Genomic DNA, 24,311 nt, shown 5'->3' with positions numbered 1-24,311 from the left:
ATTTTCCTAAGAACACGATTTTATGGAATCGAAATCTACTCCCGAAATGTATAAAAGAGCAGATATATAGCTTATAATGTTAAAAAACGGTATTCGGGTTGAAGTCTTTGGCTTGTACTAATAAAATATAAATAATAGGACTTGTGGGCTTGTTTGGAATGTCAAATAGAAGGAAGGAGATTATCAATGGTAGATAATCAAAAGATATCTATAATTGTAGAAAAGCTGGTAAAGGCCTATGAGCCAAAGAAGATATATCTTTTTGGCTCCTTTGCATGGGGAAAACCACAAGAGGACAGTGACCTGGATATTCTCATAATTGTTGATCACTCAGAACAAAAAACATATAAAAGAATGAAACCGGCTTATCAGGCTCTGAGGGATATGAGAGTTTCAAAAGATATATTGGTATACACCGAAGAGGAATTTGAAAAACTTGCATTAGAGCCATCTTCATTGTTTTATAAAATAAAACTCCAGGGAGTGAAACTTTATGAAGCTGCATGAAGACTGGTTAATTAAAGCTAAACACGATTTATTGTCTTCCAAGAAATTATTTGCCGGTAACGATCCAATTCTTGATACAGCGGTATATCATACGCAGCAATGTGCTGAAAAATCATTAAAGGCCTATTTAGCGTATTACGGAAAACCTGTGATTAGGACTCATGATCTGAATGAACTGGTTAACCAATGTGCTGACATTGACCCGGATTTTGATGTTTTACATGACCTTGTTGATGAATTAAACCCTTATAGCACGCTTTTCCGGTATCCCGGTGATTTATTAACACCGGAACACTCAGATGTGGAAATTGCTATTGAAATTGCTGCGAAGATAATGACTTTTGTTACAGAAAAGATTAAGAAGCACGACGGACAAACAGCAGTCACTTTACCGTGAGATAATCTCTCTGAAACTATAAAGCAGGGTGGTTATTTTTGGAGTATGCAGGTATTTTAACTAAAACCGTTTCGAGCTGCCGGTTCAAGGGTTATTGAACTGAAAAAGCTAATCGAGGCCAGGCATCACACCACATGGTACACCGCAATAATAAACAATATCGATAAAGAGGAATTATCCAGATTTTCTGAATTTGAAGCATATGGAAACTATATTTATAAAAATTATCCCAATCAGATGATATTGAGAAGGCGGCAAAATCTGTGCTTAAGAAGGCGCGTCATTAGAAACCTATCCAAAATAAACATACCGGAACTAGCCGGCAGATATCGTTCTATTTCTTTTCATGCGTACTATCAGTAGAATCTCCTAATGATATTCAGCAGCGGCTAGCTTGCCCAGGGATCATATGGAATTAGTCTTTTTAAATGCAGAACAGGCCGCAGAAAAGATTTTGCCTTATTGTTCAGCATACTTGCTGCAAAGGAAAAGGTGCTATTCGAAATTGCCAACATATCACATTGACTTAACAAATAAAAGTCGGGATAGAAGTAATTGTCGGGGAGCGGACTGTATAAGTCTTGCACAGTTACAGGATGATATTCCGAGAACTCTGAGGCAGCAACATCTATTTCGTCGCTGGCCATGAACAATACCGGATCAGGCACTATTGACCAGATGGAACTAAGCCAGCTTTTGTACCAAGCACTTGGAGCAATAAAGAAAAATACTTGTTTGTTTGTACCTTTATAGTCATTATAATCTCCTCTTCTGATATGCAATCCGATAATTGTTTTACCCCGGGAGAACAGGTTTGCCAAACCTGTGTCCATCTCAGCTTTTATTTCAGGAACCGGTATAAAAAGAGACTGAAAATATTCTTTATAAGGTGCAAAGCTGGATGTATGAAACTGAAAATTTCCTGAAAAATCGACGTTTTTGTATCTGGGTGTAGGTTCTGTGAAAATTTTCTACATTATCCGGTAAAAAAATCTGGTTTATCCTTAAATTACCTAACAATTGTGATCTTTTATGATGTTCTCCTCAATATTTTTGAGGAGATTTTTGTTTAGACACAATTCGACAAACTTAGAGGAAATTGTCGGAATATTACGATAAAAACCTTCTAAAAACTGAAGGGAAAAGATGGTGTAATAGCGAAAAAAGAACATTTACTAAATATTGTTTCTTTAAATGAAACAAGTTACCAGGAATTTTGTGATAAAAAGTAAAAAGTTGGGGTGTTAGTATGACGGTGAGCTGCTTGCGTAAAAGAAAGTTGATGTGTTGGGTAACAATGGTTCTGATATTGTTGACCAGTTTCGGAGGACTTGCCGGTCTGCCGCCGACATTGGCGGCGGGAGATGCTGCTTCGGTTAGTGAGGCTGTCTATGACACCTATAACCCCCCAGCCATAGATGATGCCGGGATTCTTGACAATTCCGCCAGTACCTCCACCGACGAGCCGTCAACTAATCAATCATCCACCAATCAATCATCTGTTAATCAATCATCCACCAATCAATCATCTGCTGAAGAGCCCGCCACTTTTGAGGCTGTCTATAATAACAATCACGATTCGAATCTAACAGAAGGTGATACCGATGATGAAACATTTTCTGACCAGTCTGCAAATGACACCGGGATCTCAGAATCTGTTTATGATGATGTATACTCGGATGTTTATCAACCCTCCCAAGTTATTATCAGCAACTATGTCTATGGACCTTCACCGGATTTTGTGAGTAACTATGATTATGAACCGGTCGCTCCGGAAACGCCTCAGGCCGACAAACCCTCCGGCAGTTATCCCCTGGGTACTGAGATAGCCCTTTCCACAACCACCGTTAATGCTTATATTTACTACACCACTGACGGGTCTTCTCCTCTGGAGGCTGGTTCTCTCTACACATATCCCATTGAGCTTCAGGAAGCGATTACTCTGCAGGCTGTTGCTGTCAGCGACTCTGTATATAGCGATATTGCTAATTATAACTATACAATAGAGCCAATTACCTTTAGTCACTGGAGCATATGCAATGATGGCAGGGTGAATCTTGACAACCAGACTGATTTTTATATTGAAGCGCATTTTTTAGCCATCGAAGACATAACCACCATCGAATATGCCTATTCAACTGACGGTACTTCATGGATTTCGTTTGACTCAGTCGACTATGACTCAGGAGTCCAGTATTATAGCTGGAACTCGAATTGGTATCGCCAGATCAATATGAACCTCAGCGGTCTGCTGGACGGAGTTTACACTCTCCGGGCCACGGCTGCTAATGAAGAGGGCGCTTGTGTTGAAGAATGCCAGTTTACCAAGGATACTGTGCCGCCCGGAGCCGTGACCGGCTTAAGTGCGGCGCCCAATGCGGATAACACGGCCATGATCCTGAACTGGACCAACCCGGCAGAGGATTTTGAGTACGTAGAAATTTTCAAATATAATCCCAACGAGGATGAAGGCTATTACAGCTATGACCTGGAAGAGGAATATGACTGGGATTGGCTGGTGTACACTGATGAAGCCACTTTTATCGATTCGCAAGTTCAACCTTACAATACTTATTATTATATGGTAGTAGCATATGACTCTCATGGCAACTGGTCACCGGACCCGCCATCAGTATTGGGTGAGATGGATGCAATTCCAATTACCCTGAAAGAGTTTTATTTAAATAATGACGGCACTGTTAATGCCGATAATGCGGAATATTATGGAGTGGAAGCCTATTTCGGCGCTGCCGGAGAGATCACATCAATTGATTATCAGATTTCAACTGATGAGGTGGTCTGGGACAGCCCTGTGGTCACCTATGATGGGGAGTTAGATTACAGCTACTGGAGTAATGGCTGGTATCGTTATACCGAAATGGATGTCAGTGACCTGGCAGACGGCCATTTCTGGGTTCAGGCCACAGCCTCCGATACAGATGGTAATAGTCTGACTGTAAAAGAGGTAGTCTATAAAGACACTGTTGCCGACAATGTAAGCAATCTTATGGCAGTCCCCAACGAGAACAATGACGCAATTATCTTAAGCTGGACAAACCCGGGCGATCTCCGCTATGTAGAGATTTACAGGTGGGTATATGACTCCGGAGACTCGGGGAGCGGCTACTGGGACTATCTTGATGATACCTGGGGATCTCCTGAGATAAACACTTATACAGATTATGAGGTTTATCCGTATAAAAACTATACTTATATGATCGTGACCTATGACCAGGCGTGGAATGACAATGAAGAGGCCGATCCGCCGCAGATGACCGGCAGCCTTATAGTTGATGGCCCGATTACCCTGGACGAGTGGTATCTTGAGAATGATGGGAAGATTACCGCATCCAATGTCACCTCTTATTCATTAAATGCTTCTTTTCTTGCGGGTGAAGATATTGAGGCAATCGATTACAGCTATTCCGGCGATGGGGTTTCCTGGCAGCCACTTGATCCATACATTTCTTATGGCGGAACCATTGGCAGCAATTCTGAGGAGTCGAGGTGGTACCGTTCAGTTGACTTAAACCTTAGTGGACAGTATGGCCCGGCTGACGGGATATATCTGTTCCGGGCAGCTGCTGCCGGTGTTGATGGCAATTCGCTCTCTGTTGAACGATATGTTTACAAGGATTCCACCAGACCTGCCAATGTAATAGGTTTTACAGGAGAAATCAATGCGGAGAGCAATGGTTTTCTGCTCAACTGGACAAATCCGGCTGAGGACTTCGATTATGTAATCGTTCAGAGAAACAGCACCATTCTGTCAGGCAGCTTCACTGGCTCTTCCTTCAATGATACGACTGCATTGCCGGGAGTCCCCTACGAGTATAAGGTAACTGTTGTCGATGAATTCGGCAACCGCTCCCTGGATCCGCCTGTACTAAACAAGGTGCTGCCTGTCGATGCACCTGTATTCGTCACCATGAGCCCATCTGAGGGTTATCAGACCAGATACAACTCTGTTTCCTATTCCGCCGAGTACCGTGATGATAAGGAGATAACTTCAATACTGTTTGAGGTTTCTCAAGACGGTGAGACATGGGTTCCGCTTAATGCCGCCAATGCAACACCGGGCACATCATATAATAACACTTACAGCAAAGCAGGTACATGGGACATCACGCAGATTGGGGAGGCTGCTTATCAGATTCGCGCTACTGCAACCAATATCGAAGCCCGGAGTACCACAGTTTCCCGCTGGGTATATATTGACCGGTTAGCTCCGGCACTGCCGACCGGGTTCAGTGCAGCTTCAGCTGCCAATGGAATCTACCTTACTTGGGACCAGACTGAAGATGCAAGGTATTACTACCTGGTCCGGGAACTTAACGGAAACTATAACGGTTCCTGGTACATTTACTCTCCTGAGCACAGCTATACTGACATTTACGTTGAACAGGGAAAGACCTATTTATACGAATTGTATGCTGTTGATAACATAGGCAATGAAGGACCGGCAGTGACTACGTTTGGGGAATACTATACGGGACCGGCGCTCATTCTGAATGGCGGGCCTGAAGTGGCCACAACAGGCAGTCCGTACAACCTGACCGGGACTACCGAGCCGGGAGCCACGGTAACCGTTAACGGCAGCGATGTCCCCGTAGATGAAGCCGGACAGTTTTCATATGATGTTACACTTGATTCTGCAGTAACCACACTGACTGTCGCCGCCACCAACAGCGCCGGAACACACACTTCAGTCCAAAAAGTGAATCTGGACAGTACAGCCCCATATGTTTTCAGCCTGGAACCCCAGGATACAGTTAATGATTACCCTCTCCTGAAAGGCACCCAGAGTAAACTCACAGCCAAGGCAACTGATTATTCCGGTTCCGGTGTCTCTAGGATCGATTTCCAGATGTCCTTTAATGACGGGCAGACATGGGACGTTATCGGGTCCTTGCCCGCTGACAAAATGTGGTCTTATAGCTGGGATTATTATGACCCCGTGACCGGTACATACCAGACGTCCTGGACCGGGAACTACTACTGGGACAGCACTGTAAGTGTCGGTGTTTATGGGCCTCCTGCAGATACGTCCTACAAGTTCAGGGCGGTAGCCTATGATAAGGCCGGGACCCCCTCCAATGGGACGCCGGTTAGAATATGGAAGATTAATAATACCCCCCCGGCAGCACCGGCAAACCTCATAGCTATTCCAACTATGGAAAAGGTTACCCTTAGCTGGTCGGCCAACCCAGAAACAGACCTTGCTTCGACCCCTTACAAAATATACAGGTCTGTGACACCGGGTTCCGGTTATGTTCTGATTGGTTCATCAGCAACAACTACATATGACGATACATCGGTATCGGGCGGGACCACCTACTATTATGTGATAACTGCAGTGGACAAGGCCGTCAACCAAGGCCCTTATTCAAATGAGGTTTCCAGCCAACCGCTGCCTGACAATACAGCGCCTGTTATTAAATCTACCAGCCCGGGTGAGGGCAGCACATCGGGCGGGACTAGCGTTAGTGTTAGTGTATCTGCCACTGATAATTCCGCCAGGGGAATAAAAGCCTTTACCTATGAGTATTCCACTGATCAGGGCATTAACTGGAACGCCATGACAGGCTATACCAGCGGTCCCAGTAAGAGCTATTATTCAAATGATTATTCTGGTTCTAAATCCTGGCAAACCTCAGGCCTGTCCTCAGGCAGTTACATGTATCGTATCACGGCTTTCGACTATTCCAATAATACCGCCACTGTCAGCCGGTCTGTTTACCTGGATGTTTACACAAGCCCTGTTCAGAACCTGCAGGCCGTTCCCGCCGAAGGAGCTGTTGTGCTCAGTTGGGACGCCATTCCGGAATCTGACTGCAGCGGGTACGAAATATACAAATCAACTTATATTACCGGGGGGTTCTCTGGTATCACCACTGTTGGCAAGGACATCCTTACTTACCGGGATACCGGTGTTACGTTAGGCAAGACCTATTACTACCAGGTTTTTGCCTATGACCAATATGGTAACAGGAGCAAGGTTTCCCCGATAGTGTGGTCCAAACCGGGAGATGATATGACCCCTCCGGTGGTCACCCTGATAGATCCGGCTGATGGTTCACTGACCGGAGGACCATCTGTCAGTTTCACTGCCAGGGCTACTGACAATAAGGCTGTTACCGCTATGGACGCGGTTTTCTCGCGAGATGAAGGGAATACCTGGGAGGCTATGAATGTCTCCAAATCCGGTCCATATCAAGGTGGTTACAGCCCTGATATCTATTATTATACGAACTTTACCTGGAATACTGCAGGCCTGTCATCCGGTGCATACATGGTCAGGGTTACCGCCGGTGATGCCGCCGGCAACCAAGGCTCTGCTGACGTAACCTGGACCCTTGATAAGACAGTGTCAGAAGTCGTCTATCTGAGTACAACTCCAGGTGATGCCAGCATCAAGCTTGACTGGCAGCTGATATCGGATTCTGATGCCAATGGCTACCTGATTTCCCGCAGTACCGACCAGGACGGATCATACTCAGTTATCACCGGTTATTGGGATTATGGATACTGGCGTGAAAGCTGGCTTCCGGCCAGTCAAAAATCATACACCAATACGGGTTTGCTTCCTGACACTACATATTATTATAAGGTTATTTCCCGTGACCGGTGGGGCAACCGGGCTGAATCTGCCCCGGCTGACGGGACTACCTGGGCTGATGAGCTGGCCCCGGTCATAATGAGCGTTGAACCTGTAAACGGGACCACTATAGGGGGAGATACCTCAGAGCAACTGACAGTGTATTTTAGAGATAATAATGGCTCAGCCGGAGCAACGGCCAGGATAGAATATGCCACGGCGGATTCTGAGTGGATGCCGATTACCGGCCAGATTACTGGACCCAGTCAGGGATATTATGATCCTAACCCCTATTTTTATGGCAGCTGGGATCTGTCTGCCATGGCCAGTGGCAGCTATACTGTCCGCTATGTGGTTTATGACGGCTCTGGCAATAACACTATCGAAACCGTAAACTACCAGATTGATCGCACGGCTCCCCAGACGCCCGGAAACCTTACCGCGACTTATGGGTCCGGCAGTGTCAGTCTGGTTTGGGAGGCGTCTGCCAGCGCCGATGTGAATTACTACAGAATCTTCCGGGCCAATTCCGTGGCAGGACCCTATACCGAACTGACGCGGGTTTATGGCCGGGCGACGGTGAGCTATCTTGATTCATCTGTGGAATCGGGTCTGACTTACTACTATAAGGTAACTGCTGTTGATAACTTTGAACAGGAGGGTTCGGCTTCCAATATAGCCGCCGCTGCTGCCATAGCTGACGATGTGCCTCCTGTCATTCTGGGGATTTCACCTGATAATGCAACCATCTTTGGGTCTGCGGCCCAGGTTACGGTGCGGGCTGAAGATAATATTGCTCTGTCCAGAATAACCCTGGAGTACTCTGCGGATGGGGGAACCGGCTGGCATGAGATTAATACCATTGCTACCAGGGAACAGGCTGACTTTGAGTGGGTGACCACACCACTTAACGGGCCGGTACAGGTCAGGGCCATTGCCCGGGACTCTGCCGGTAATGTGAGTGACGGGAACCCTGTCCGTTACTATACCATTGATAACCAGGGTCCTGCCCAGGTAACCGGTGTTGTCTATACCCCTTATGCCACCAGTGTGCTGCTGCGCTGGGATGACGTACCTGATGCTGATTTTGCCTATTTCCAGGTGGAGCGCAAGGATGCACCTGATGGAACCTACTCTGTTGCCGGTACGGTTTCAAGTAAACTGGGGTATGAAGTAAAAGGTTTAGCTCCGGGTACAGAGTACTGGTTCAGGGTTGTGGCCTACGACACACGGGGGAACCGGGGCACACCAAGTGATGAAATACCGGCAAAAACCACGGCAGATACGCAAGGACCGGTAATTACCGCTATTCAGCCAATCCCGGGGTATTTCACCAGTGAGATTCCCCTTATAATTACTGCTGAAGATGATTTCAGCGTTTCTTCTGTAACAGTTCAGTTTTCTCGGGACAATACCGCATGGGCTGACCTGACCACCGTAAATGTGGCCAATGGGTCTGCCAGGGAGGTTGTATCGTACAATTGGGATGTGTCGGAAATAACTGAGGGGTCACTCTATGTGAGGGCTTTGGCAGTTGACACAGCCGGGAACACCGGACAGGTGTCTGCAGCTTATCAATACATTGTTGACCGTACTGCGCCTGAGGCATCTGCAGGTCTTGAAATCGAAGCCTCGAGCGGGTATCTGACGATTTCCTGGCAGCGCGCCGCTGAAGCTGATGTTGCCGGTTATAACATCTATAAGTCTGAAGAAGCCGAGGGGCCGTATATACTGCTCCATAGTAAACTACTCAGCCTTAGCTGCCGCGACCGTGATGTCTTACCTGACAAGACATACTATTACAAAGTATCTGCCAGCGACCTGGCCGGAAATGAGGGGAGTCCCGCCGGAGCTGTTTCTGCACAACTGCTGGCAGATAATGAACCGCCCCAGGTTATCAGCATGGGGCCCGGTTCAGGTGCGACACTGCCGGCAAATCCAAAGATCTATGTGCTGGCCAGTGACAATTACCGCTTAGCAAGAGTAGACCTTGAATACCTGCCGGAAGGTTCCGGTGATGAGGAATGGACTCTCATTGAACAAAAAGAAGTTGATGTTTATGGTGAGGTACTTATATATGAATGGGACACTTCAGGCCTTACCGATGGCAGTTATCAGGTTCGCGCCACCGCCCTTGACCAGGCGGGAAATGCCGGCACCCCGATGACAGTAGCTTATACCCTTAATGTGGATCCACCCCAAAAACCAGTTTTGGATGGGACTCCAGGTGGTTGGAGTGTTGAGTTGTCCTGGACGTCCGCAAATGAGCCGGACCTGGCCGGGTTCCGCCTTTACCGGGGAACGGTAATGGGCGGGCCGTACAGCCTGCTGAAACAGACTACAGGGACAAGTTATGCTGATACCTCCCTGATTCCAAATCAAAGATACTATTATATGGTGCAGGCAGTGGACAAATACGGCAATACCTGTGACAGTAGGGAAATATCGGCTGTGCCCACATCTGAGGATCACATCGCCCCGGTGGCTGAAGCCGGGGATGACCAGGCAGCCACCGTTGGCATGGAAGTGTCTTTTGACGGCACACTGTCCAAAGATAATGACAGAATAGCCCGCTACCTGTGGGATTTCGGGGATGGCAGCACTTCTGAAGCGGCTCAGCCCGCACATGTCTATGATACTTTTGGGACCTATACGGTTGCCCTGACGGTTTACGACCCTGCCGGCAACTTTAGCAGTCCTGATTGGATGCAGGTTACCGTGATGCCGCCACTGAGGGCGGGTTCCCTGGAAGTCAGAGTTCTTGATGACGTCAGCGGAGCTGTTATCAGCGGCGCTAGTGTGGTGGTGCAGTACCCTGATGGGACTATCCAGAAAACCTATACCAACACACAGGGTTTGGCCAGCATGGCAGTCCTGCCGGGTGATTATAAGGTTTATGGCTATAAGACAGACTTTAAGCCTGCTGCCACTGATGCTGCAGTATTTGTCAACCAGAAGACTACGGCTACAGTGCGCCTGAGGCAGGGGCAGTTGGTTGTGGGAGAGCTGACTGTCAACCGGATGACTCTTGATGAGATAGAGGCAGCCGGAATTGATGTTAATGCCCCTGAAAATCAATGGGTATATGAGTTCGAAATTCATTTGGCATTCAATGATACACCACTTGAGCCTCAAACCTTTATGGTCAATGGCGCCGGTGATTTTGTGGGCAGCGATGGAGGCGGCTTCGGGTTCTCCTTTAGTGACGGCGGGGAACAGATGCTTGCTTACCCCGTGGCCGTGCCCTATAAACAACATCCCGAAGTCAGGCCAACTATTGCTTACATGGTAATTCCGGGAGAAGCCCGGTGGCTGAAAGAATTCTTTGAGGTAGGCCTGACTCTGGAGAATACTGCTGACCCGGAATTCATCCTGGCCGGTTCCACGGCAGCATTAAGGCTGCCGGAAGGACTTGCTCTGGCCCCTACCCGGGAGACCCAGACACTGCAGATCGATCTGGGCGAAATTGCCGGTGGCGAAAAGCGTGATGTGAAATGGATTATTCGCGGAGACCAAAAGGGCGAGTATAACCTAGAAGCCCAATATGACGGTATTCTGCAGCCCTTTGGTGATCCGGTGCAGACCATATTCCGCACCGAGGAGCCCATCAGGGTCTGGGGAGATGATGCCCTGCAGATGCATGTGGAAACCCAGGACTGGTCCTGGCGGGGTTATCCCTACCACCTGCGGCTTGGCCTGGAAAACGTATCTGATGTTCCGGTATACAATGCCGCTTTGGAGCTTAAGGATTACAACAAGCAAGGCTACATCTATGCACCCAATCAGGAACTGGTCAGGAGTATTCGGGAACTTCCGGCAGGGGAAACCCTGTGGGCTGATTACTGGCTGATTCCGGCTGTTGCAGGTGAGCTGGACCTTTCCGGTTCCTATGTCCTGCAGACAGGCGGTAATGCCAGTATTGAGACAGATATCACCAGCTTCGCGGTTCCAGATACATACAAACCCGAGCAGTGCCCGGTGCTGGAACAGGTTAATGACGGTTTCTCTGTTGATTTGACATGGGGATCTGTGGCCGGAGCTGCCGGTTACCGGATATACCGGGTCAGGGATGACCTGCTGATGTCAGGAGTGGCTGAAATGGTTTACCAGGCCGGACCTGATATGAACAGAATCACCCTGATAGAGCCTTATGGGGCCAAAGATTACATCATAATGACCCTGTTTGACGATACAGAGGTGATCCGGCATGCCATCACAGGCATGTCCTGGGAGAACAGGGACGGGAGCCCGGTGATCACAGTCAGCCCGACAGAAATAAGGGCAGGTACGGCCACTGAACTGCTGATAACAGTAAATAGCGGCGGCTTCCCCCTGGCTGACGGCACGGTAGATGTGGGTGCTTTTGCCGCCGCAGTTGAACTGGATGAAAACGGTCAGGCAAGAGTTACCGTGACGCCTCAGGAAACCGGTTTGTTCACTGTAACGGCCTATGACCAGGGCGGAACGGCAGTTGCCGGAGCCACTGTTCAGGTACTGCCGGCGCTGGAGGATATTCCGGCAATTCCTGCAGAACTAAGGTACAGCGCCTTCGCCAGAGAGGTAACCCTGACCTGGAACCCCAATACAGAGGCCGATTTGGCCGGATATAACGTTTACCAGATGATTAATAACGTCTGGACCCGGATTAATACAGAGATGGTAGTCGAAGCCACATATACCGTCACCGGATTGAGATTCGGCATCCCATATCCCTTTGCGGTAACTGCAGTTGACCTCAGTGGAAACGAATCGGGCAGGTCTGAGCCGGTAAGCGTCACTTTATTTAGAGAGCCTTCCACTATAGAACTTGATTTGGGCAGTGCCGCCATTGCCGGCCAGCCGGTTGATTTCCGGGCAGCCACTGTGGCTAAAAGTGATGTGGGCGAACCGGTCCGGTTCCGGATAACCCTTTATGACAAAAACCAGGCTCAGGATATAGACCTCCGGTATCTTGAGGGCGAGGACGGAAGCTATCAGCCCATGGCTTTTGATGAAAACGGAATGGCCTGGTTTGGCCCTCCGGAAGGCTTCCTGCTTACCGATTCCTCCCAGGGCTTCCGGGTAGCCTTTGACAGATCCGGGGTATACGGTTTTACTTTTGATACCATTGCTCTTTATGATGACAGTGTCTTAAACGGGGTCAGGAAGATTGTTGAGGTTACCGGAACTTATACAGCTCCGGTGATCAGGGATGACCTGCTAACCGCCATTTCCGCAGGGCAGGAAACCGGCTTTAAAGTAACCACAACTGCCAACAGCGCCCAGGGGGCTGTGGTACGTTTGCGGCTGACTCTGGCTGACCCGGCGCAGCGAGATAATGTTACTCTGAAGTATCAGGACGATGACGGTATCTTCCTGCCGCTGACCTTTGATGAGCAGGGAGCAGCCTGGTTTGGCCATGCAGACGGACTCACACTGGCAGATAGGGTAACCGAAATGAAAGTTTTCTTTGCCGAAACAGGCAGTTACGGATACAAGCTTGAGATTGTGGATTTGGCCACCCGGAAAGTACTGGCCTCTTCCGAAAAATGCATTGAAGTTAAGACTGCATACCTGGCTCCCGGCATATCTGATACACTGCCCGCCAGGGTTGATACAGGGACGGTTTATGATTTCACTGTCTCGACAAAAGCCAACAGTGAAGCGGGTACGTTGGTCAGGGTAAGAGTTATTCTGGCTGACCCGGAGCAGAGAGAAGAGCTTACCCTGAAATACAGGGGAGATGACGGCGCCTTCCTGCCGCTCACTTTTGATGACCAGGGAGTAACCTGGTTTGGTCCCGCCGCAGGTTTCCCAATTGCAGACACCTCAACAGAGTTTAAGGCAGCCTTTGCCGTACCGGGAACTTACGGTTATACGCTGGAGATAGTGGCCCTGACGGGCGATGGGGCCATCGACGGGATACTGGCTGCGACTATGAAGAGTGTGTCAGTCAAGGCTGCCTATCTGCCGCCGGTGATTGCCGACAGCTTGGGTACAACAGTTGATGTGGGTGTGGCCCGGGCCTTTACGGTCTCCACGACTCCCAACAGTGACCGGGGGACAGATGTACGGGTGCGGGTAACCCTGACTGACCCGGAACAGAGAGAAGAGCTTACCCTGAAATACAGGGGAGATGACGGCGCCTTCCTGCCGCTCACTTTTGATGACCAGGGGGTTACCTGGTTTGGCCCGGCAGATGGGTTCCCGCTGGCTGATGCGGTCACTGAACTTACGGTTTCCTTTGCTGCCGCCGGAAATTACGGATACAAACTGGAAATTGTGGAACTGGCCGGTGGGAATGTGCTGGCATCAGCTGAGAAATGCGTTCAGGCAGCAGATGCTTACTGCGCTCCGGTTATTGCCGATACCTTGATATTGAGGCCAACTGCCGGAACTGTTTATGACTTTGAGGTATCCACTATGGCTAATAGTGATGCCGGCAAAGTGGTCAGGGTAAAGGTAGTCCTGGAGGATGCCGCACAGGCCGGTGAAATAAACCTGCAGTACAAAGAGAGCGACGGAACATACCACCAGTTACTGTTTGACCAACAGGGAATTACCTGGTTTGGTCCATCAACCGGTTTTCCCTTAACAGATACATCAACCGGCTGTAAAGTAGCTTTTACTGAACCGGGGACTTACGAGTATACACTTGAAATAGTGGAGCTTGCCAGTGGTAACACCCTGGCAGCGGCTGTGAAGAGTGTTCTGATAAATGAAACTTACCTGCCGCCTGTGATAACAGACAATCTGCCAATCAGAGTGAGTCAGGGTTTAGAGCAGGCCTATACGGTAACCACAACGGCCAAGAGCGCCAGGGGGGATACAGTGAGTTTGCGTTTTGTCCTGGCCAATCCCGCTCAGAGAGATGTAATAACCCTGAAATACAGGGATAGTGGCGGCATCTTCCAGCCACTGTCCTTTGATACCCAGGGAGCCGCCTGGTTTGGCCCGGTTGGGGGTTTCCCGCTGAATGATACAGTGATAGAAATGCTTGCTTCCTTTGCAGTCGCGGGCAGTTACGGATACCGGCTGGAGATTGTCGAGCCCGGCAGCGGGAACGTGCTGGCTGCCGCTGAAAAGGGTGTGGAAGTGCCGGCTCCGGCAGCGTCGGGCGGTGGTTCAGCCGGCGGCGGCGCTATCGTACCGTATGTCAATATCCTGCCTGCTGCGGCCCCAGCCATCACTGGATATAGTGATGTCTCCGCAGATTACTGGGCAGTGAACGAAATAGTATATCTCTCCAGTAACAATATTCTGAAAGGGTTTCCTGACGGGACCTTCCGGCCCGGGAATAGCATGAGCCGCGGGGAATTGGCGGCTCTGCTGGCGCGGGCCCTGGACCTGGACTCCGCTGCTGCAGCAGCCTTCCCGGATGTGCCTGACGGGCACTGGGCTGTGAAGGCAGTTGGCACAGTAACCACCGGCGGATTAATGGCCGGTTACAGTGATGGCACTTTCAGACCCGATGCCTTTGTTACCAGAGAGGAAGTCGTACAAACACTCTATAATGCCTTGCACTATCTCGGGAAAGGGGCAAGCGCCCAAGTTTCAACGAATAGCACAGCTTCACCGGAGGTATTGGATCGATTCAGGGATAAAGAAAAGATTCCGGAATGGGCTTGTGAAGCAGCAGCACATATGGTTCAGCAGGGATATGTCCGGGGTGTTGAGATAGACCTGTTCGGTGCAGGGAGGCTTTGCGGCAGAGATGAGGTCTCAGTACTGCTCTACAAAGTCATGGAGAGTTCTAAAGATGGGAGGGTTGCCTAATGAGAAAAGAAGCTAACTTATCTATCAGAGTCTTAACCTTAATAACCATTCTTATCACAGCCGCCTTCCTGACAATGACTTTTTCCGCTCCGGTAATGGCTGCTGACACCGTAGCCCCTGCCGTCTACTGGGAAGAATCCTATGGCGATTCCGGTGCGGATACTGCGTATGCTGTTACCGAATCTGTCTATGACAACTCCTATGTATTTGCCGGGGCCACGGAGAATGAAAAAAAGGCATTTGCCCTCAAGGTGGATAAAGAAGGCCGGACGGTTTGGGCCAATACCTTTGACAATATGGCCAGTTACGGCGTTAATGTTGCCAGAGCGGTGTATCAGACAGCGGATAATGGTTTTATCCTGGCAGGTTACGCCAGGGCAACATGGTACATGGGTAATGAAAGAATTTATCTGGTGAAGATAGATGAACAAGGCAATCTGGAGTGGGAGAAAAGAATCTTTGTTGCTGACGGTACGGCCAGGGCTAATGGCTTCGGTGTACTGCAAGCCAGTGACGGAGGTTACATAGTTGTCGGTTCATTTCTGCTTTACGACCAATCAGATATTTATATCTGCAAGACTGACTCTCAGGGAGAGGTAGAGTGGGAACAGAGCTTTGGCGGCGGCGCCTGGGATTATGCTTATGCTGTCAGTGGCACCAGGGATAATGGGTTTATTGTTGCCGGTCATATGGAATTAGGCAGGAGGAAGCTTACCCTGATAAAATTCGGTGATGGGGGCGGGGTGGAGTGGCAGCAGAATTACGAGAGCGCTCTCGACTCCACGGGTAAATCGGTTAAGCAAACAACTGACGGCGGCTATGTAGTTACCGGGTATACCGGCGCCAATATCTTCCTTACTAAGGTTGATGCCTCAGGCAATAAATTATGGGAACGGACATACAGTGATGGCATCGGTTATTCGGTTGACGTTGTCGGAGACGGAGGATATGTAATCACCGGCAGAAATTCTATGGGTATAATAGTAATCCGTACCGATAAATCCGGCAATAAGGTCTGGGAGAAGACTCTGGAATCAGCAGGCGCCACCGGTTTTGCAGTTGATTATACGGCTGATAAGAACTTTGTAATTGGCGGGGAATCGGGGGGAGATGCATACCTGGCAGCCCTGGAGCCCGAACGGGAAGCGCTGCTTGAGGTTTCTTCACCCAATGTCCTCGCAGACGGTAATGTCCTGGTATACACAGTATTAAAAGAAGAAGGTAAGGTAATCACCACCGGTGCCGCCGATCTCAAAATAAAAGTTCCGGCCACCGGTGAAGAGGTTGAGCTCAAGGACCAGGGGACAGACGGGGACATGGCAGCAAATGATGGGGTCTACAGCGCCTGGTATCAGGTTATTGCCAATCCGGTAGATATTGACCTTTATCTTGACGACGTAAAAGTGGATTCCACAAGTGTCAAGGTGGCTACAGAGACGGATTTGGCTGTTGTTACTGATTTGCAGGCCTTGTGGGATGAGTATAAAAATACGGGCATGGCTGCGGCTGGGGAAGACGAAAATGATAATGGAACCCCGGATTATTATGATCTGCTGGGCCGGATCAACAGGTATGCCTTTGCTCATGACGGGATCGTTTTTGACATGTCCCGGGAAATTACCACAGCTAACGGGTATGCCGAGAATTATGCGGATCAGGATTACCTCACAGCTGATGTTTACGACATGGGAAAATTAATTGATGCCTGGGTAAACAAAGTTGGGCAGCCTGCCCATTTTAAAAACGTGGCCATCATAGGTGATGACAAGGTTATCCCCTTTATCCGGAGGGATGACCCTATAGCCACTGCTGCCGACGGAGAACATAGCTATCCCGGCGAAGTTGGCGGGGCTCAGGACAACCTGACACTAAGGACCAGCCTGGCGAAACAGATAATGACCGACATGCCCTATGGTTCTTATGAAAATACACCTCCCAACAATCAGCCTCATCCCCGTTTGGATGCCGGTGTAGGCCGCGTATTTACGGACCGGCCGGACAAACTTATTGAGGTAATAGATGCCTATGAGGAGACGATTGTGTTAAACCCCGCAGACCGTACGGCAGTTCTTTACAGCCTGAAACAGGACACTGTGGACTGGCCGGCTGCGGTCAATGCAGGGGTGCTGCCTGTGCTGAATGCCCAGATGCAGGGGGGGAACCAGGTAATTGACATCAATTTGCCGGTTCCGCCTTATACGCCAGGTGAGTTTTATCACTATGACGGGACAGTGGTTAACTGGTCGGCAGGTAAAGTGGCTGATGCTGTCAGCAATGCTGAAATAACTATGTTCTGGAGCCATGCTGACCACAAATCTGAGAATACCCAGAACAATCCTGATGTGACAGCAGCCACTTTTGATGCCATACCGGAGTCGCCGGGGCATTTATTGATTAATACCGGCTGTCATTCCGGGTATTCTGTATCCAAAAGCGGTACGAATGCTGGTCATTATGATGATACTATGGCTGCCAGCTTAATGGAAAAGAAGGTTACCTATATCGGGGCCTCTACTTACGGGATTGGCGCAGAACCACAGCTAGGGTATCATGACCTGATTCTCTCCAGGTTCCTGGACAATGTACTTAACGGTACCAGGAAGACTGTAGGTGAAGCGCTGGTAGGCAGCTATACCGAATACTGGACCCATATTCAGCCTGCTTTGGTGGATGATACATCAACATACACAACCTATGGGACGATGCTCTATGGCCTGCCCACCCAAGCTCTTGAATATGGAGGAACAGTGCCTCTGGCACCTGTTCCCGGGCCGGCGCCGGCTTCTGTAACTGATGAAAGGGCCTTCAGAACCTTGGAAGCTGTCCCGGAAGAACAGGCCTTAACTATAAATGTTCCTATAGAAATACCTAACTTCAAGATAACTACAGATGATAACGGGAAGGCCCTGATAGAGGTTCCCAATGGCGGGACTCAGACTGTAATGGCCTTTGCACCCAGCCTGCCCCTGATTACTAAGTCGTATCTGCTGCCTTCCGGTTCGCAGGTAACCCGTGTTCACCTGACAGATGTAACAACATCCGTTTATGCTGACCCATTAGACTTAAAAACTACTATCCCAATTAACAGGACTCACGGACCTTTGGAAGGCGCTATTGATCTTCCCAATCCTTATCCCGGGGAATTATTCTGGTGGAGCGCCACGGAACAGAACGGGGGAGTGCTTTTAACCATCAGCATCATTCCGGTACAATATGATACCGGAACCCAACTGGCAACACTATATCATGAAATGGAATTCCAGGTTGATTATTCAGCTTTGGTTTCGGCCACAACCTTGGATGATGTTCACCTGAATGGCAGCTCAAGCGTGAGCGCCGGCAGTTCATCTGTGCCGTTCACCGCAGAAATAACCACCCCCTTGGACCAAACCCTTGGCGTATTCTGGATGGTCAAAGACCCGGCCGGGCGGGTGCTTGAGTCTGGGAGCGGGCTGGCTGAGCTGGCTGCCGGGACCAGCGAGCTGGAGTTAGCGTTTGATACCCTGGGCTGGGCTCCCGGTCCCAAGGACCTGACTGTAGCCCTTATTGACACTGTTATCAGGGATGTCAGGACAATGGAATTTACTGTTTCCGGGATTGATATCAGCACAGCCCTGAATAAACCTGCTTTTTCCCCGGCAGACACTACCGGGGTGGTTCAGGTAGAGGTAAGAGACGAAACAGGAGCATTGGTAGAGGGACTGGGTTTAGCAGGATTCAGGTTGTATTTGAATGGTTCAGCCCTGGAACTTCAATCATTTGCGGAAATATCTGCCGGAACTTATGAGGTGGAGTTTACCCTGGGCATCTTAGAACCCGGCGCTTATCTCTTGAAGGTGGATTGCAGCGACGGCAGCGGCGCAAGTTCATCCAAGTCCCTGACCTTCAGGTATCAAAACGACTTAACCCCGCCGAGAGTGGCTGCTGTAAACCCGCCAGATGGCGCTAAAGACGTTTCCCTGAATACTGATATTGTTATCAGTTTTAACGAACCAGTTATCCTGGGCAGCGGTTTTAGTAACCTGAGCATTAGCGCAGAAGACAATCTGGTCGGTTATTCTGCCACCTTCAGCGGGAATGACCTTATTTTAAATCCGGATACAGACCTTGTTTCCAACACCATGTATAATGTCAGTATCCCCGCAGGAGTTGTTGAGGACTTATCCTGGAACGTATTTGAAGCCGTATATAGCTTTAGCTTTACAACTGTCTCCAATACGGACGCATCTTTGACCGATATCAAGATAGGCGGGGAGACTGTGAGCGGATTTGCCTATGACCGTCTCGCTTATGATGTTGTTTTGCCCTACGGGACCACAGAAGTTCCTTTGATAACGGTGACACCGGGTTATGCCAAGGCCCTGTATGAAATAATTCCGGCCGCTGATGTCAGGGGAACAGCAGAGATAAAGGTAACTGCCGAGGATGGCATTGCCACCCAGACTTACATTATTTACTTCAGTGTGGCCAAGAATTCGGATGCCACACTCAGTGAACTGAAGGTGGGAAGCCAAACTGTCCTGGGCTTCCCGGAAGGACACACATCCTGTTTTTTCATTCTGCCATATGGGACTACGGAAGTACCCCCGATAACGGCAGTGCCCACTGACAGTACTAATGCGCGGTATGAAATAACGCCCCCCGGAGGGGTTAACGGGACTGCAGTCATTATGGTTACTGCTGAAGACAGTATTACTCAGAAAACGTATACTATTAAATTCAGCGTAGCCAGGAATAACGATGCCAATCTCAAGGATCTGCAAATTGATGGGCAGACTGTTACCGGCTTTTCCGCTGAACGGTTCTCCTATGTGATTGAACTTCCCGAAGCGTTCGCTGAAGTTCCCCAGGTTACGGCATTGGCCAATGACCCCGGTGTATGGGTGGAGACGACTCAGGCTCCGGGAATACCCGGAACTGCCGTAGTGTCGGTTACGGCTGCCGACGGAGTGACCACCAGGCTTTATTCGGTGACCTTCAGCGTACCCGGGAGTACTGATGCCAGTCTGGCGGATATTAAGGTTGCCGGTGTGACTATACCCGGTTTTGCTGCAGACAGGTTCAATTATGAATATATATTGCCAGCCGGCGCAACTGAGGCTCCTCTAGTGAGCGCTGCTGCTTCTGATCCCGGCGCTAAGGTGGGAATTACCCAGGCTGCCGGTCCGGAGGGTACTGCAACTATCATAGTGACCGCTGAGGATGGCACGAACAGCCGGACTTACTCTGTTATCTTCCGGATCCTGGAGAACGATGGGGCTTTACTGAGTGATCTCAGGGTTGACGGCATAATGGTCAGTGGTTTTTCGGCTGACAGGCTTAACTATGAGGTGACTTTACCTTTTGGAACTACCCGGATACCACAGGTATCTGCTATAGCAATTGACCTCAATGCTTCTGTAACGATAACCCAGGCCTCCGAAGTGACCGGGACTGCTGTAATTGCAGTGGTATCCCAGGATGGCAGAATTACCAGGGAATATACCGTGAGTTTTATGGTTATCGAAACTGCCACTGCCGACCTTGTCGACATAACAGTTAACGGTGATTCCATCGAGGGCTTTTCAACTGCCCAATTAAATTATCAGGTAGTACTGCCTGCGGGAACTGTTATGAAGCCGGTTGTGGGTGCTGTGGCTGCCGACCCTCAGGCAGATGTGGACATTTTCCCGGCCCCGAGTGTCACCGGGACGGCTCAGATTTTGGTGACCTCCTCTGACGGCAGGGCAACCAAAACATACAGCGTTACCTTTGATGTTGCCGAAGACCCCAGCGCGGCGCTTAGTGATTTGAGGGTTAACGGGACAACTGTACCTGGCTTCTCGCCTGACACTCTTACTTACGAGGTCTTATTACCGGCGGGAACGACACATGTACCTGAAATTACTGCTGAATCAGTTGACCCCGGAGCGGAGATTAAGATAACACGTCCTGAGAATCTATCAGGCTTGGCAGCAATAGTAGTTACTTCACGGGATGGCAGGACGTCACAGACATACAGCATCAGCTTCAGGGTCATCCAGTTTGGTGACGCTTCCCTAAGTGATTTAAAAGTGAATGGGATTACTCTAACCGGCTTCTCTTCAGGCAGGTTAAACTATGATGCGGTATTGCCCTATGGAACTACGGAGGCTCCCCTGGTGAGTGCAGTGACTGCAGACCCAGAGGCAGATCCCGATATTACCCAGGCAGATGATGTTAACGGAACTGCCACCGTAGTGGTAACTTCGGCTGATGGAGGGCTCACCAGAACTTATACTGTAAGCTTCAGTGTGGCCTACAGGGCGCCGGTGATTTCCAGCACTCTGGCCGGAACTGTTCTGCCCGGAGAAGAGACGTCATTTACAGCAGCCACCACGGCTAACAGTGATGCCGGGGAATTGGTCCGGATAAAGATATCCCTGGCAGATCCCGCAGTTAGAGGTGATGTCATCCTTAAATACAAGGAAGTCAATGACCGGAAATACTATCAACTTAATTTCGATACAGCAGGTGTAACCTGGTTTGGCCAGCCAGCAGGCTTCCCGCTGGGAGATGTGACCAGTGACTTCATGGTGACCTTTATGGCTCCGGGGGATTACGGCTACAGGTTTGATATTGTTACCTTCGATAGCGCTGAAGTATTGGCATCAGCCTTTGGCACTGTCAGGGCCCTGAACAATGATGCCGCTTTAATGGACCTGTCTGTTGATGGCACTACAGTTGCCGGATTCGCCTATGACCAATTGAGCTATGAGGTAGTTCTTCCGTATGGTACAACGGCAGTGCCATTGGTTTCTGCGGTTACCGCTGATGAAAATGCAGCATATAAAATAACCCAGGCCGACAGCGTAACCGGGACTGCGATAATAGTGGTTACAGCCGAGGACGGGTTAACCACCGAGACTTACACTATTAGTTTCAAACCTGACGACCCCCCCGTTAAACCCGGCGGCGGTGGCGGCGGCAGACCGGCAGATACTGCCGGCCCGGTTGTGGTGGCTACAATTCCTGCCGCAAACCATCCGGTTGACGTAAATGTGAACACACCTATTCATATCAGGTTTAATGAGCAGATTCAGGCGGGAACTGCTATCAACAATATTACTATCAAGGCAGGCCAGGAGGCTGTTCAGTTCAGTTACCGGATTGAGGGAGTAATCCTGAAGCTGATACCGGCTGATGAACTCGCTTCCGGTATCACTTGCGAGATTCAGATCCCTGCAGGGGCTGTCAAGGACAAAGCAGGAAACGGCCTGGTCAACCCATACTCGTTCAGCTTCACTACCCAAGGGTTCATTACCGTCCCCGGAGCTGCAGGTCCGGGAGCCCCATTCAGCGATGTTTCCAATAATCATTGGGCGGTAAATGAGATAGTATACCTGCACAACATGGGAATAGTCAGCGGTTTTCCTGACCAAACGTTCCGGCCTCAAAAACAAATCACCAGGGGTGAACTTGCTGTGATGATGGCCAAGCTGCTGCAACTTGATACCGATTCAACCCAGGATAAGCAGACGTTCCGGGACGTATCCAAACAGCACTGGGGCCACAAGGAGATTGAGGCCGCCACACAGGCTGGGGTCATGATTGGTTACGGAAACGGCCTCTTCAAGCCGGATGTCCTGATAAAACGGGAAGAGCTGGTAAAGGTGATTGTTAATGCCCTCAATTACAGCGGTGCTGCGGATGCTGATGTTTCCACGGATATTCTGAGCCAATTCAGTGATGGGGAACTGATTCCCTGGTGGGCTAGGGAGGAAGCAGCAGAGGCAGTGGGCCGGAACATGGTAAATGGAATAAGCCCCGGGGTTTTTGGAGCCGGAATTTACAGTACAAGAGACCAGGTGGCGGTTTTGGTGTATAGACTGATTGGAGAGCAATAAGATAATCAGGCTCACTATAATTTGATAACTATACTCGAACAGCTTGAGAGGATTGAATTCTGTCATTCACAGAACTCAGTCCTCTTATTTTTTGCTCTTATATTCACTGGGGGATATTTAATATATACCATTTTTACCACCTATTAAAGATGCCGTAATTGGGAATCATAATTCGAGAAAAGACTGCTTGGGAGGGTTTTTATTATGTGTAAGATTAAGGATAGAATTACCCTTGGTTTTCTATGCGGGATACTTGCTAACATACCTAAAGCATTATTAAATGAATGTTTATTTCAGAACAAGGTAGAAACAAAAAGGTACGGTGAAATAATCTGCGGGATATTTATGCCTAAATATCAGGCGCTGAGCAAAAAAGGCAGACTGTTTGGAATTGGCGGGGATTTTATTACTTCTGCCATTCTAGGGATACCTTTAACAGTTCTATGTGGGGCCTGATAGCATCCGGCCTAATAGTACTGCTGGGTCACGAAAGCTTGTTTAAACCTCAAGTACAAAACAGTGTGCTGAGCAAGCCAGGTGCCGGTGTCAGTGATACTCAAAACACAGAGGAGAATACTGGTGAAAATAGGGACAAATGACCCTTGCTGCTCTGGGACAATTGCACTATGATAAAGGTAAGGAAACAGGACAAATGTTCCGGGACAGATGACAGACCCCGGAAACCCGAAAGGAGCGGATTGGTATGTCGGATACCGTGATGAGTATTTATATTATAGTCTGTATTGGCTTATTGATTTCGTTGTTGTTCCATTCTGCCCGGGGGCACCGGCGCATAGTATTAAACCTTGCGTGGTGGACTATTATCGGTGTTTTCGTAAGCACTGTGGGAAGTTTCCTGCTTCTTGGGACATTTACCCCCAATATGGCTAATGACAGCTTAACCTCCAGAGAGATATACAATGCTTTCAACTTGGCCGGCAGGAACATGCCTGAGTATAGTGAGGCCTTGCAGGGGATTAATAATATTGGAATAGTTATCAATGCCATGGGGCTGGGTGTATTGGTGATGGTGGTCCTGGGCGGGTTCTTCCCCAAGGCCTTCTTCCAAATGGACGGAACAAGGCCAAGGCGGGGTATCTTTCGCTAAAGAAACTGCGATTTCTTTAAATCTGGCCCTGACAAATCATATCGCCTGATACTATAAATGGAAACCGGTGGTCCTGCCGGT

7 protein-coding genes are annotated in these 24,311 nt (G+C 49.3%); 6 read left to right on the top strand and 1 reads right to left on the bottom strand.

Annotated features, from left to right (window positions below):
• The first annotated feature begins 186 nt into the window (after positions 1-186).
• Both Ga0451573_RS03475 and Ga0451573_RS03470 read left to right on the top strand, forming a co-directional pair.
• A complete protein-coding gene (locus Ga0451573_RS03475) occupies positions 187-507 on the top strand; it encodes a nucleotidyltransferase domain-containing protein (protein WP_231682489.1) in 321 nt (106 codons plus the stop codon).
• On the top strand, positions 494-904 hold the full coding sequence (locus Ga0451573_RS03470; protein WP_231682488.1) for a HEPN domain-containing protein: 411 nt from the start codon (positions 494-496) through the stop codon (positions 902-904). The genes Ga0451573_RS03475 and Ga0451573_RS03470 overlap by 14 nt, the downstream gene beginning before the upstream one ends.
• Positions 905-1,293: 389 nt before the next feature.
• On the opposite strand, the gene Ga0451573_RS03465 is transcribed toward Ga0451573_RS03470, so the two are convergent.
• Positions 1,294-1,725 (bottom strand): alpha-1,2-fucosyltransferase, encoded by a 432-nt coding sequence (locus Ga0451573_RS03465; RefSeq protein ID WP_231682487.1) that lies wholly within the window; start codon positions 1,723-1,725, stop codon positions 1,294-1,296.
• Between the two features lie 476 nt (positions 1,726-2,201).
• Here Ga0451573_RS03465 and Ga0451573_RS19680 point away from each other — a divergent pair, with 476 nt between their 5' ends.
• The 4 genes from Ga0451573_RS19680 to Ga0451573_RS03435 all read left to right on the top strand — a co-directional run bounded on the left by Ga0451573_RS19680 (position 2,202) and on the right by Ga0451573_RS03435 (position 24,230).
• Positions 2,202-15,257 (top strand): fibronectin type III domain-containing protein, encoded by a 13,056-nt coding sequence (locus Ga0451573_RS19680; RefSeq protein WP_269438077.1) that lies wholly within the window; start codon positions 2,202-2,204, stop codon positions 15,255-15,257.
• On the top strand, positions 15,257-23,122 hold the full coding sequence (locus tag Ga0451573_RS03445; RefSeq protein ID WP_231682486.1) for an Ig-like domain-containing protein: 7,866 nt from the start codon (positions 15,257-15,259) through the stop codon (positions 23,120-23,122). Before Ga0451573_RS19680 ends, Ga0451573_RS03445 begins: the two co-directional genes overlap by 1 nt.
• Before the next feature lie 204 nt (positions 23,123-23,326).
• Positions 23,327-23,578: a hypothetical protein gene (locus tag Ga0451573_RS03440; RefSeq protein WP_231682485.1), complete on the top strand. Its 252-nt coding sequence runs from the start codon at positions 23,327-23,329 to the stop codon at positions 23,576-23,578.
• 247 nt (positions 23,579-23,825) lie between these two features.
• A complete protein-coding gene (locus Ga0451573_RS03435) occupies positions 23,826-24,230 on the top strand; it encodes a hypothetical protein (protein ID WP_231682484.1) in 405 nt (134 codons plus the stop codon).
• The last annotated feature ends 81 nt before the right edge of the window (positions 24,231-24,311 follow it).

The sequence above is a fragment of the Phosphitispora fastidiosa genome (assembly GCF_019008365.1).
Taxonomy (GTDB): Bacteria; Bacillota; Thermincolia; order Thermincolales; family UBA2595; genus Phosphitispora; species Phosphitispora fastidiosa.
The sequence above is the reverse complement of the archived record's forward strand: the minus strand, read 5'-3'. Positions and strand labels throughout refer to the sequence as shown.

What these genes read in the sequence shown, in the direction of transcription:
- Ga0451573_RS03475 (WP_231682489.1), top strand. Translation starts at nt 187, where the DNA reads ATGGTAGATAATCAAAAGATATCTATAATTGTAGAAAAGCTGGTAAAG.
- Ga0451573_RS03470 (WP_231682488.1), top strand. Translation starts at nt 494, where the DNA reads ATGAAGCTGCATGAAGACTGGTTAATTAAAGCTAAACACGATTTATTG.
- Ga0451573_RS19680 (WP_269438077.1), top strand. Translation starts at nt 2,202, where the DNA reads ATGGTTCTGATATTGTTGACCAGTTTCGGAGGACTTGCCGGTCTGCCG.
- Ga0451573_RS03445 (WP_231682486.1), top strand. Translation starts at nt 15,257, where the DNA reads ATGAGAAAAGAAGCTAACTTATCTATCAGAGTCTTAACCTTAATAACC.
- Ga0451573_RS03440 (WP_231682485.1), top strand. Translation starts at nt 23,327, where the DNA reads ATGTGTAAGATTAAGGATAGAATTACCCTTGGTTTTCTATGCGGGATA.
- Ga0451573_RS03435 (WP_231682484.1), top strand. Translation starts at nt 23,826, where the DNA reads ATGTCGGATACCGTGATGAGTATTTATATTATAGTCTGTATTGGCTTA.